Origin of the sequence: Enterobacter sp. ECC-175 (assembly GCF_043968675.1) — a bacterium.
In the GTDB taxonomy this organism is placed as follows: Bacteria; Pseudomonadota; Gammaproteobacteria; order Enterobacterales; family Enterobacteriaceae; genus Enterobacter.
Genome location: NZ_CP143776.1, coordinates 2,704,071 through 2,716,137 on the forward strand (window position 1 = coordinate 2,704,071; position 12,067 = coordinate 2,716,137).

8 protein-coding genes and 1 pseudogene are annotated in these 12,067 nt (G+C 54.4%); 2 read left to right on the plus strand and 7 right to left on the minus strand.

What is annotated here, in order from left to right; translation table 11 throughout:
* Window positions 1-235 precede the first annotated feature (235 nt).
* A complete protein-coding gene (locus V1599_RS12930) occupies window positions 236-1,735 on the plus strand; it encodes an aldehyde dehydrogenase family protein (RefSeq protein ID WP_112009916.1) in 1,500 nt (499 codons plus the stop codon).
* 271 nt (window positions 1,736-2,006) lie between these two features.
* Here the strand turns inward: V1599_RS12930 and V1599_RS12935 are convergent, their stop codons facing one another.
* From V1599_RS12935 to paaZ, 7 genes and pseudogenes are all read right to left on the minus strand, one after another.
* Window positions 2,007-2,486 carry a type VI secretion system tube protein TssD gene (locus V1599_RS12935; protein ID WP_112009917.1) on the minus strand — a complete coding sequence of 160 codons (480 nt, stop codon included), beginning with the start codon at window positions 2,484-2,486 and terminating at the stop codon, window positions 2,007-2,009.
* 237 nt (window positions 2,487-2,723) lie between these two features.
* A complete protein-coding gene (locus tag V1599_RS12940; RefSeq protein ID WP_395300188.1) occupies window positions 2,724-3,425 on the minus strand; it encodes a hypothetical protein in 702 nt (233 codons plus the stop codon).
* Window positions 3,426-3,587: 162 nt separating this feature from the next.
* Window positions 3,588-3,791: pseudogene (locus V1599_RS12945) on the minus strand (hypothetical protein); the annotation flags it as partial.
* Between the two features lie 432 nt (window positions 3,792-4,223).
* On the minus strand, window positions 4,224-4,481 hold the full coding sequence (locus V1599_RS12950) for an Arm DNA-binding domain-containing protein (RefSeq protein ID WP_349254572.1): 258 nt from the start codon (window positions 4,479-4,481) through the stop codon (window positions 4,224-4,226).
* 188 nt (window positions 4,482-4,669) lie between these two features.
* Window positions 4,670-5,776, minus strand: coding sequence for a membrane-associated sensor domain-containing protein (locus V1599_RS12955; RefSeq protein WP_395300189.1), 1,107 nt, complete (start codon window positions 5,774-5,776; stop codon window positions 4,670-4,672).
* Window positions 5,777-5,879: 103 nt separating this feature from the next.
* Complete coding sequence (gene tynA, locus V1599_RS12960) at window positions 5,880-8,153, minus strand: primary-amine oxidase (protein ID WP_395300190.1); 2,274 nt, start codon at window positions 8,151-8,153, stop codon at window positions 5,880-5,882.
* A gap of 656 nt (window positions 8,154-8,809) precedes the next feature.
* Window positions 8,810-10,852 carry a phenylacetic acid degradation bifunctional protein PaaZ gene (paaZ, locus tag V1599_RS12965; protein ID WP_395300191.1) on the minus strand — a complete coding sequence of 681 codons (2,043 nt, stop codon included), beginning with the start codon at window positions 10,850-10,852 and terminating at the stop codon, window positions 8,810-8,812.
* A gap of 284 nt (window positions 10,853-11,136) precedes the next feature.
* On the opposite strand from paaZ, the gene paaA reads away from it, so the two are divergent.
* Complete coding sequence (gene paaA / locus V1599_RS12970) at window positions 11,137-12,066, plus strand: 1,2-phenylacetyl-CoA epoxidase subunit PaaA (RefSeq protein WP_258458365.1); 930 nt, start codon at window positions 11,137-11,139, stop codon at window positions 12,064-12,066.
* Window position 12,067 lies beyond the last annotated feature (1 nt).

The window sequence follows — 12,067 nt, forward strand, 5'->3', positions numbered from 1 at the left end:
TCTCGCCGCACCGTCAATGTTTTTGCATTGTTGCATTAATGTTGCATTTCGTCAGGTTCCTGAGGCTGACTATAGGAAAGAACGCTTACCGGTAACAGCGTTATAAGCGGGAATTATCGCGATTTGCGGGGCCTGTCACAGGCGGCAAAGCGAATGTCACACAGATAAAAGCAGGAATCAGAAACCCCTTTTAGACTGCAGTAATACCCTGCGAAGAATAACAAAGGAGTTTCTTATGTCTGAGTCACAGGTTGCCGTTCTGCCCGCCGTGCAGCAGTTTTTAGACCGACAGCACGGCCTGTGGATTGAAGGCCAGCAGACCGCGTCCGACGGTGAAAAGCGGCTGAACGTGTTCAACCCGGCGACGGGCGAGGTTATTGCCTCTACCGCCGATGCCAGCGTCGAGGATGTCGATCGCGCGGTGATGTCCGGCTGGCGCGCCTTCGTGGCCCGCAGCTGGTGCGGTAAGCTGCCCGCCGAGCGCGAGCGCATATTGCTGCGCTTCGCCGATCTGGTTGAAAAGCACAGAGAGGAGCTGGCGCAGCTTGAAACCCTGGAGCAGGGAAAATCAATCACTATTTCCCGCATGTTTGAGGTTGAATGCACCCTGAACTGGATGCGCTATACCGCGGGGTTAACCACCAGGATTGCGGGCAAAACGCTCGAGCTGTCAATCCCGCTGCCGCAGGGCGCGCGCTATCAGGCGTGGACGCGCAAAGAGCCGATTGGCGTAGTGGCCGGGATCGTGCCGTGGAACTTCCCGCTGCTGATCGGCATGTGGAAGGTCATGCCCGCGCTGGCGGCCGGGTGTTCTATCGTCATTAAGCCGTCTGAAACCACGCCGCTGACCATGCTGCGCGTGGCCGAACTGGCCTGCGAGGCGGGCGTGCCGGAGGGCGTGTTTAACGTTGTGACCGGCAGCGGCGCGGTCTGCGGCGCGGCGCTGACGTCGCACCCGCATATTGCCAAGGTCAGCTTCACCGGCTCGACGGCAACGGGCAAGCAGATTGCGCGCGCGGCGGCGGACACGCTGACGGGCGTTACGCTGGAGCTGGGGGGCAAAAACCCGGCGATCGTGCTGAAAGATGCTAACCCGGACTGGGTTATCGAAGGGCTGATGATGGGCAGCTTCCTCAACCAGGGTCAGGTCTGCGCGGCAAGCTCGCGTATCTATATCGAAGCGCCGCTGTTTGACACGCTGGTGAGCGGCTTCGAGCAGGCGGTGAAATCCCTGAGCGTCGGTCCGGGCATGTCGCCGGATGCCTTTATCAACCCGCTGGCGTCGCGCGCCCACTGCGACAAGGTTCAGACCTTCCTTGATGAGGCAAAATCCCAGAACGCAGAGCTAATAACCGGAAGCGCAGGCCCCGGCGGAAAGGGCTACTACGTGTCGCCTACGCTGGTGGTCAACCCGACGGCCAGCCTGAAGCTGACCCGCGAAGAGGTGTTCGGCCCGGTGGTGAACCTGATCCGCGTGGCGGACGGCGAAGAGGCGCTGCAATTAGCCAATGACTCCGAGTACGGCCTGACGGCGAGCGTCTGGACGCAGGACGTCAGCCGTGCGCTGGCGTACACCGACCGGCTGCAGGCGGGCACCGTGTGGGTCAACAGCCATACGCTGATAGACGCCAACCTGCCGTTCGGCGGCATGAAGCAGTCCGGCACCGGGCGTGATTTTGGCCCGGACTGGCTGGACGGCTGGTGCGAAACGAAGTCGGTGTGCGTGAGGTATTAATAAATGCAAAAGGCAACCGAATGGTTGCCTTTTTTAGCGTTGGTACTAAGGCTTGGTCAGGCTTGCCGATCGGACTCAATAGCGCCTTCGGTCCTTCGGGGCTGGTAGCGCTGCCACTAATGACTTCTAACTCAGGTATATTCGCTGCGATGGGGATATATGCTTGAGGAATGGTTATTGTTTATTTCGCGGGTTATATACTGACATATCTTTTCGGAACGGAAAACGTTAGTTTGAGTTAAATAAAAAATGGGGGCTTAAGCCCCATTTTTTATGCGCACGTTATCTCATTCCATGAATCTTTGAATACTATATGGCCGTCACAATATAACCATTCTATTGATTCATAACGGATTTCAATCTCTTCCATATGTTTACCTGCAATTCCTAATGGGAATAAAACTGGAGAAATTTTTGTAATCTTTACATTTTCCAGTTTTATATTGAAGTATTCAACTTCAATCCCTGCTTCATTTATGTTATACATCTTTATTAAAGCTTCTTTAAATATTTTACCTTGGCAGATCCCCTTAAAGAAAAGAGGTGTAAGACGATCAATTTCCTTTTCAAATATAATGGGAGCATGAAGTCGTGTTCCCGTAAGTTTCCCCGTGTTATGATCTGTAGGAATCCACACGGAATGATTGAAGGATTTAAGTTCAGTGGAACCTAATCGGGTTGGCATTAAACATTCACCGCGTAAAGGTGAATTATTTTCATCTGTAATCCAAATATGTGCTGGTATAGACATTTTAATTTTTCCCTTTATAAAAAAAATACACTAATGCAAAAACACTCACTACTATAAAAATTATGATTGTAATTGCAACTTTATTACTGTTTACATGATCGAATATAAAGCTTGAAATTGCTATAAAAAGAACTACAGCAACAAATCCTCTTATACGATCAATACAGTCATCTTTAATGCTTATAAATAAACGCTTAATAAAACGCCAAAGAAATTCATTTATTAAATTAAACATTGTCACATCATTTTTTTCAATGCTCTGACAATTTCTTCATCAGAGGATAAGGTAATATTCAAATAACCTGACTTCATAATTATCGGCTCAATCAAGAAATACAGCATTTCTAACCCTTCCACGTATAAAGCATTGTAAAATAATGGGCAGAATTTTTTTAGATTATCTGCGCTTTCAGAAGCACGTTGGACAAGTCCATAAATATTCACACCTCCAATCACCCATCCGATTCTACTTCCTATTTTTTTCATAAATGCGTTTTGGACTACGAAATTCATCTTGTTGCCGTAACATATGTATGCTGCTACAGCATATATTAAACCATTTTTTGAAATGTATTTGATAGAGTAGTTTGTTGTAAATGGTATTAATTTCTCAAGAATTGTTTTCTTTTTTCCTTCACTCTTATTTTTTAGAAGAGTTTCTATATAGATTTTAATCATTCGGAATATAACGTCCCGATGTGTTACAAGTTCTTTTAATGACAACAAAAACCTTACATCCTCAGTTTTAAGTTTATTACATACATCTTGATAATTGTCTGTAAAACAGGATGTATAATAAAGTAATCTTGTTGCGCCATCTTCAAGCCCATTTAAATAATCGGATACACCATCCTTTACGCCTACCATTGCCTTATCTAATCTTGCGGCTAATTCTTTGTCCGTACCTATTTTATCTATAATTTCTTCGCTGTAATACATAACATGTTCCTTGTTATAATCAGTTGATCATCTTACACGTGATGATTTAATCATAGTGATCACGCTCTCACTTCTAAAAAAGATACACAAAAAGGCCACCTGCTTATAACCTTCATAAATAGGTGGCTTTTTTTAGATTTGTCTGGGTAATAATTCGATATATCAGCTATTGTTCATTATTTCTTTTAACTTTGCTTCCCACTTTAAAAGCGCTTCCATCTTTTCTTCATTATAATCGTATCGATCATAGTGAACAGTCGACACGTCATGTAAAGCATGATGCTGTATTCTGTCACGAATTTCATTTGAGATTTTCAATTGACCAGCAAGAGTTTTAAAGGTTCGGCGGAAATCTCTCGGAATAAATTTATTAACTTGCTGCTTCTTACAATAAGGTTTAATGTTATCTGATAGCAGATCACTTGACATATGTTTCGTCGGTTCCTAGGCATGTTTTCCATTCAACCCAGTATCTAATTTTTCTTCCCAGTGTTTCATCTTTTTTTATAACCCTGATTAGGGAACAAATATTCACGTTCAGGATAGCGTTAAATCATTAATTCAATTAATTCAACAGCAGATTCACACAGTATAAAATGATACTATTTTTTAGTTTTTGATAAATGTGGGGGAATTGAAAGAGTTTTGTTTTTACTGTCATAGCATTTTTTGGGAATCCCATAATTTCATACGGGCGCTGGCCCCCGCAAAAGAAAATCAATTAAATTAGTACAGCAACATCAGGATTAAAAAAGTCAACTTGAGTTGTTTTAAGTAACACAGAGAGTTTATCAAATGTTAAAAAACGCTCACCCACATACGATTCTTTATCTGATACCTCAAGAACTTCAAACAGATCGGCAAGTGTGCCGCTTTTTTTGTCACTTTTACAACGTCAGGGCAATTAGCAAGGCTTTCAAACGTTTCAAGAGCACTGAGGAACGACATTTCGGGATATACGCCTAACGTATTGAATTTTGCACGTTTGCCCTCCTTGTCTACAAAATATCGATAGACAAAAGTTTTTCGACCTGACGGAAAAACACGTACTCCCACACGTCCCGAACAAAACTAACGCTTGTAACGTTAAAAATTCAATAAAATCAGAGTATTATTGTTTGGATTTTCTCACATTTTTTCAGTTATTTTGAACTATCTCCCTTAGAAGAGGGCCAGGGTGAGGGCATCAGGCCGCACCGGCTATTTTGTAGGCCGGGTAAGGCGGAGCCGCCACCCGGCATCATTCAACGCGACCACCGATCCCGTCCGGCCTCCTTCGCCCGGTACAGCGCGGCGTCGGCGCGGGCGATGATCTCGGTGCCGGCCAGCCCCTCGGCCATCTCCGCAATCCCCATGCTGACGGTCACGTACTCCTTTACCGTTGAGCCGCTGTGGGGAATGGCAATCCGCCGCAACCCTTGCTGAATCCGCGCCGCCACCTGTTCCGCCATCTTCTTCGGGCAGTTAAACAGGATCACCACAAACTCCTCGCCGCCGTAGCGCGACACCACATCGTCCGGCGAGCGCACCGACTTTCTGAGCACCTCGGCCACGCGGTTCAGGCAATCGTCGCCCGCCTGGTGACCGTAGGTGTCGTTAAAACGCTTGAAGTAATCGACGTCGAGCATAATCAGCGAGAAGGCTTTTTTCTGCTCCACGGCGTTCTCCAGCACCACCTCCATCGCCCTGCGGTTCGCCGTCTGCGTCAGAGGATCCTGATGGGCCAGCGCCGCGAGGCGGGAAATCAGCAGCTGGTTCTGCTGGTTGCGCCGCCACGCCTCGTCGAACCAGCTCAGCAGAATGTAGCGTCCGCAGATCAGGATCAGGGTGAATACCGTCCAGACGGTCACGAAACGAATGCTGAGCCTCTCGTTCAGCACCCAGCTCGCGACGGGCAGGGTAAGCCACAGCGGCAAAGCAAAGGACAACAGCCCACGCGGATAGAAATAGAGCGCGCTGGTACCTGCCATCAGCAGGATTACGCACAGCGGCCAGACGTGGGGCAGCTTCCAGTCGGTGATAAACCAGTAGCAGGACAACGACCAGATCGCGCTGCAGATGAACAACACCACGCTGACGCCGGGGATGCGCCGCCAGCCCATGACGATCAGCGCGGCTGACAGGATGATAATGCCAAGCATAGAGGCATCCACCAGCTTCGTGAAGTGCAAGTGGGCAGGATAAGGAGGGCGGCCCGGGTTGAGCAGCTGGTTACGCAGCAGGATGATGAGCGCGAAGCTCACGTTGATGAACGCCAGCCACGGCAGGTTCATCACCAGGCCGCGCATGACCATCGCCCGGCGGGTTGGCCAGGTTGCACGTTCAGCGGGTGGGCTTTTTCTTTTTTCCATTACTACAGCGCCGGTTAATACATCTTGCTATGTATTATGGTGGCTGCGGGCAAAATTGTGTTATTGAAGGGTAAAAAAACCGGGATTTCTCCCGGCATATGAGTCATTTATCGTCTTTTTTCTTGCCGAGCGTTGGCGTCTCGTCGAAGAAGTTCCACGGCTTAAGCAGGGCATGCACCCATTCCGTTGGCATGATGGGCCACTCCTCCGCGCGGGCTACGTGGGTCGTGCCGGTAGTCATCCAGACCACGTTATCCTGGCCGTTCAGGGACTCATTGTCCTTGCTGTACTGACCTAAACCGGTGTCGCGGGTTGAGCGGTTCGGGAACTTCCCTTCCGGGTACATTTCGTCCGGATGGTAGCGCGTTACCCACAGCTGTTTGTCCATAAAGCTCAGGCGATGATAAATCCACTCGTCGGGTGCGAATTTCGCCCCGGTTGCCACCGGATGCGTACCGCCCGCGTACGGGATTATCTGATACGAGACCGGGTTACCCATGCGGTTCTCTTTGCCGGTATTGCTCAGCAGGCGAATGGTGCCCGGGTCAAACTTTTGCGCCGCCTGCTGCTCGGTGTCGATGTCGTACTGGTTGACCTGCATGGTGCTGGTGCGCGGGCCGCCCGCGGTATTGGGCTTCACTTCCGGATCCATCGCCACCAGCTTGTTACTGGTGCCGTCAACGTCCATATCCAGGCGGAAGTTATAGATGTGCTGGTGCGTCGTGCCCACGATATTGTGATCGATAAGCGTGCCGTACCGGGTGTCGTCTTTGGCGGTGGCATCATGCATGGTTTTCGCCTTCACGCCTTTTACCGCCTCGATGCCCGTCGCGCCCGCGTCGATGCCGATGGTGCCGTTTTCGTGGAACACCCAGTCAAAGATATAGTCGTAGTTGCCGACGGTGCTGACCCAGCGCACCACCAGCTCGCGGCGCTCGGCGCTGACGTTAGGCTGGCCCATCTCCTGGTGCTTATACTCCGGCCCCGCATAGCGTTCGAAGATGGCGATCGCGCGCGGGATCTCCATCGGCGCGCCGGTGTAGTCCGGGATGGTTTCATTGAGCAGCACCGCGTTAGACGGCACGTCCTTGCCGCGCACCAGCGGGGAGGTCAGGGTGCCCATGCCGTAATCGCCCGAGTCCAGATAGGCCTTGAAATACCAGCCCACGTCCGGATCGCCATAAGGGACGATCATGCCGCCCAGCGAGCCCTGATACATGACCTGGCGTTTTTTACCGCTGTCACTGTAGGTCACGGTTGAAATCATCGGGCCGACGCGCGAGTCGAGGCTCAGGTGAAAGTCCCAGTTCTGCCAGTGAACCCTGTCGCCGGTGATGGTGTAGTTTTTGCCTTCCGGCTCACTGATCTCCAGCGGCTTCTTCACCGTCTCTATGCGGTCGCGGCCGTCATACGGGCGCGGAGTCAGCGGAACCGGCACGACGGGGCCTTCCTCTATCTTCTGAATTTTCTTCTGTTCGAGATCGACCACCGCCACCAGGTTTTCAATCGGGTGCGCCCAGTAGTTGCCGTCGCCTACGTCCAGATAGCTCACCACCTTCAGCAGGCGATCTTCCTGCTTCAGGCCGTCCTTGCCGTCGAAAAAACCGACGGTCAGCGGGGTGGTGATAACCTTCTTCGTATCGGTAATGCCGCGCTTTTTCAGCACTTCGGCAAACTCGGTGCTGTCGTTAATAATCTGCTGAACGGTCGCGAAATCGTCCAGCAGCACCATGCCATGCGCGTCTTTCACCGCCTCCCAGTACAGGATTTTCTTATCCTTCAGGTCAACCCGGCTTTCGATGACGTGCTTACCGCTCAGCATGGTCACGTTCGCCTGACGCGGGCTATCCACCGCCGTGCCGTTCAGCACAAAGTCCCAGACCTTGTTTTTTTCCGGCTCGGCCAGCGCAATCTGCGTAAAGCGGGTGTTCGGCTTAAAGTCCGCCGAGGCTTTGACGATCTCGACGGCCTGCTTAATTTCGTCCGCCGTTAGCGCGTTAAGGGGATGCGGGCTTTTTTCAACCTGGAAGGTCTGGTCAAGGCCGGACTGGAACACGTCGTTAATGAAGGTCTCCGGGATAAACGCCTTATTATCTTTCATTACCACCGGAACCTGCAGCGCAAGGGGCTTGCCGTTGACGATAGCGGTTTTCGCCCCCGGCTTGACCTTCACGAACGCGCCGTCTTTGGTGATGGTGAACATCTGCGCGTAGTCATCCCACTGCACGTCGGCGCCAAACGCCTCCAGCGCGTTATCCATCGGTACCATATGCGCCTCGCTGCCGTGCGCAAAAGCGGGGGATTGCCAGGCGCAACACAGCGCAACGGCCATGGCCAGAGCCGTTTTACGGGCGGAAAAAGAAGAAGAGCTTCCCATCGCAGACCTCATATTGTTGTGTTTATTGTGTTGTGTGGATATATCCTGACAGGCGCACATGAAAAGCGTTTGCCTGCATCTGCCAGGTTATTTGTCAGTCTTGCCAGGTTAAAAAAAGAGCGGGGATGCATCACATGCCGGGCTGAGGGATCTTCATAAATTACAGCAGGCACAGGCTACTCCCTCTCCCTTGGGGGCTGAGGAATCCCCAGAAAAATTTTATTCAGAAGCGAATAAGTTTTTATCAACAGAATAAAGAGCTTACAGCGAGCCTGGTCCGGCTGAAAATCGCTGAGGCGTTTCCTGCAGGCCGGGGCGAGGCACAGGGATGCGCCGAGAGGGCGGCTTTACAGGGACGTTGCCTCCGCCCGTCCCCGATAAGCCGGAAGGAATAAGCCGAAGGCACCGCGAAGCGGCGATTTTCTCTGCCGGGAGCCCGGATTGTTAAGGAGGCGGCGGTGAGCCTCCTTAACACGTTCACAAGTATTGTGATTTCAGAGTAGCAACGCTCATAAAGTGAACGGAATAACCACCACTGCCGTATGTTCCCCCCTCACCCCGGCCCTCTCCCTCCAGGGAGAGGGGGGATTCGGTGCCAGACTGTAATTAGTGGGGAACCCTCAGCCCTTGGGGGAGAGGGATGGGGTGAGGGAGAATTAGCTGAAATCACCCTGCTGGCGCGCCACCAGCGTCAGAATGGAGTAGAGCGCAACGGCCTGCTGGTGCTGGTTGAAAATCTCAACCGACCATTCCACCACGCCGGTGGGCTTCTCGTCGGCGGCGCGCTGTTTTTTCAGCGTTTTACGCTTGCAGGTGAGACGCACCTGGATGGTGTCGCCCGGCTTGACCGGCTCGATAAAGCGCAGGTTTTCCATGCCGTAGTTGGCGATGACCGGCCCGACGCCCGCGTCGACAAACAGCCCCGCGGCGGCGGATATCAGGAAATAGCCGTGCGCCACGCGCTCGCCGAAGATTGACTCCGCCGCGCCGATTTTGTCCATATGGGCGTAAAAATGGTCGCCGCTCAGGCAGGCAAAATTGACGATATCCGCCTCCGTTACGGTGCGGCGCGGGGTCAGCAGGCTATCGCCCGGCTGAAGCTCCTCGAAGTATTTGCGGAACGGATGCACGCGGTCTTCCTGCACCCGCGCGCCGCGCACCCACTGTTTACCGATGGCCGCCAGCATCGACGGGCTGCCCTGAACGGCGGTGCGCTGAAGGTAATGCTTCACCGCGCGCAGGCCGCCCAGCTCCTCACCGCCGCCCGCGCGGCCCGGTCCGCCGTGCACCAGCTGCGGCAGCGGCGAGCCGTGCCCGGTGGACTCTTTCGACGACTCCTCGTTGAGGATCTGAATGCGCCCGTGGGCGCGCGCGGCGCCGGCAATGAACCGGCGGGCGATGGCGGCATCCGCCGTCACCAGCGTACCGGCGAGGCTTCCGCCGCCCGCGCGGGCCAGCGCCAGCGCATGGTCCTCGCTGCGGTATGGCATCAGCGTGGCGACCGGGCCGAAGGCTTCGGTGGCGTGGACGGCCGGGGTTTCGTCCGGCTGCGGGCAGAAGAGCAGGGTCAGCGGGAAGAACGCCCCGGCGGCCTGCAAATCGGCCCTGCCGCCTAATCGCACCTGGCAGCCCGCAGAAATCAGCTGGTTAACCTTCTCCTGCACGTCCGCGCGCTGTTCGGCGTTGACCAGCGCGCCCATCTTCACGCCGTCCTGCGCCGGATCGCCAACGACCACCTTTTCAAGGCGGGCGATCAGCGCCTGGCTCACGGCCTCGATCTGGCCCTGCGGCACGATAATGCGGCGGATAGCGGTACATTTTTGCCCGGCCTTGGCGGTCATCTCGCGCACCACCTCGCGAATGAACAGCGCAAACTCCGGCTGTTCCGGGGTCACGTCGTCGCCCAGCACGCAGCAGTTCAGCGAGTCTGCCTCCATGGTGAACGGAATCGACTGCGCCACGATGTTGGGATGCACGCGCAGGCTCTGGCCGGTGCTGGCGGAGCCGGTAAAGGTCACCACGTCCTGGCTGTCGAGATGGTCAAGCAGATCGCCCGCGCCGCCGCAGATCAGGCTAATCGCGCCGTCCGGCACCAGGCCGCTCTCGACGATAGATTTCACCATCGCCTGCGTCACCTGCGCCGTGGCGGTGGCCGGCTTAACGATGGCGGGCATTCCGGCAAGCCACGTCGGGGCCAGCTTCTCCAGCATCCCCCAGCAGGGGAAGTTAAAGGCATTAATATGCACCGCCACGCCGGATTTCGAGGTTAATACGTGGCGCGCCGCAAAGCCGCCTTCCTTCGACAGCGGGATCGGCTCGTCTTCCGGCCACAGCGTATCGTCCGGCAGCTCGCGGCTGCCGAGGCTGGCGTAGGTGAAGAGGGTGCCGATACCGCCTTCGATATCTACCCAGCTGTCGGCCTTCGTCGCGCCGGTCTGCGCGGAGAGCGCGTAAAACGTCTCTTTCTGGCTCATCAGGTGTTTCGCCACCGCCTTCAGCATTGCGGCGCGTTCGATGAAGGTCATGGCGTGAAGCGCCTCGCCGCCGCGCTCAATGGCGTAACGGCGGGCGGCCGCCATATCCAGCCCTTCGCTGGTCACGCTCCACAGGGTTTCCCCGCTGATGGCGTGTTGAATGGTGCGCTCGCGGCCCCGGCCTGACTGCCAGGTGCCGGACAAGAAGCTGGCTAACTGCTGCATCGCGTATCTCCAGATGTTTCGTGATTTCACTATAAATACTTTGATAGCGAATCATAAAAATCAAGCAATGTTTTAACGAAATATTAACACTGTGATCTGGTGTCGTGAAAAGAGGACCCGAGAAGCGCGCCATATGGGGCCTTAGCGAAAAGCCTTGCGAGCGATGTCACAAAATACACAAAGGCTTCTTGGGGTTATATTTAACCTTTGTGTAACTTTTAAGAAACGAAGTGATTCATAATTTAGCTTTGCTTCGCAGATTAACGAATCATAAAGGTGACGACGTGACGCAAGAACAACGCTTTGAGCAGCGCATCGCGCAGGAGACGGCCATCGAGCCTCAGGACTGGATGCCGGACGCCTACCGCAAAACGCTGATCCGCCAGATTGGGCAGCACGCGCATTCGGAAATTGTCGGCATGCTGCCGGAGGGGAACTGGATCGCCCGCGCCCCGACGCTGCGCCGCAAGGCGATCCTGCTGGCGAAGGTGCAGGACGAAGCCGGACACGGGCTGTACCTGTACAGCGCGGCGGAAACGCTGGGCTGCGCGCGGGAAGACATCTACCAGAAGATGCTCGACGGCAAGATGAAATACTCCTCGATCTTCAACTATCCCACCCTGAGCTGGGCCGACATCGGCGTGATCGGCTGGCTGGTGGACGGCGCGGCGATTGTGAACCAGGTCGCGCTGTGCCGCACCTCTTACGGTCCCTATGCCCGCGCGATGGTGAAAATCTGTAAGGAAGAGAGCTTCCACCAGCGCCAGGGCTTTGAGGCCTGCATGGCGCTGGCGCAGGGCAGCGAGGATCAGCGCCAGATGCTGCAGGACGCGATCAACCGCTTCTGGTGGCCCGCGCTGATGATGTTCGGGCCAAACGACGACAACTCGCCGAACAGCGCCCGCAGCCTGGCGTGGAAAATCAAGCGCTTCGGCAACGACGAGCTGCGCCAGCGCTTCGTGGACAACACCGTTCCGCAGGTGGAGATGCTGGGCATGACCGTGCCGGACGCCGACCTGCGCTTCGATGAAGAGAGCGGCCACTACCGCTTCGGCGAGATCGACTGGCAGGAGTTTGACGAGGTCATTAACGGGCGCGGCATCTGCAACCACGAGCGCCTGGAAGCAAAACGCAAGGCCTGGGACGACGGGGCGTGGGTGCGCGAAGCCGCGCTGGCGCACGCGGAAAAACAACGCGCGCGCAGCGCGGCATAAG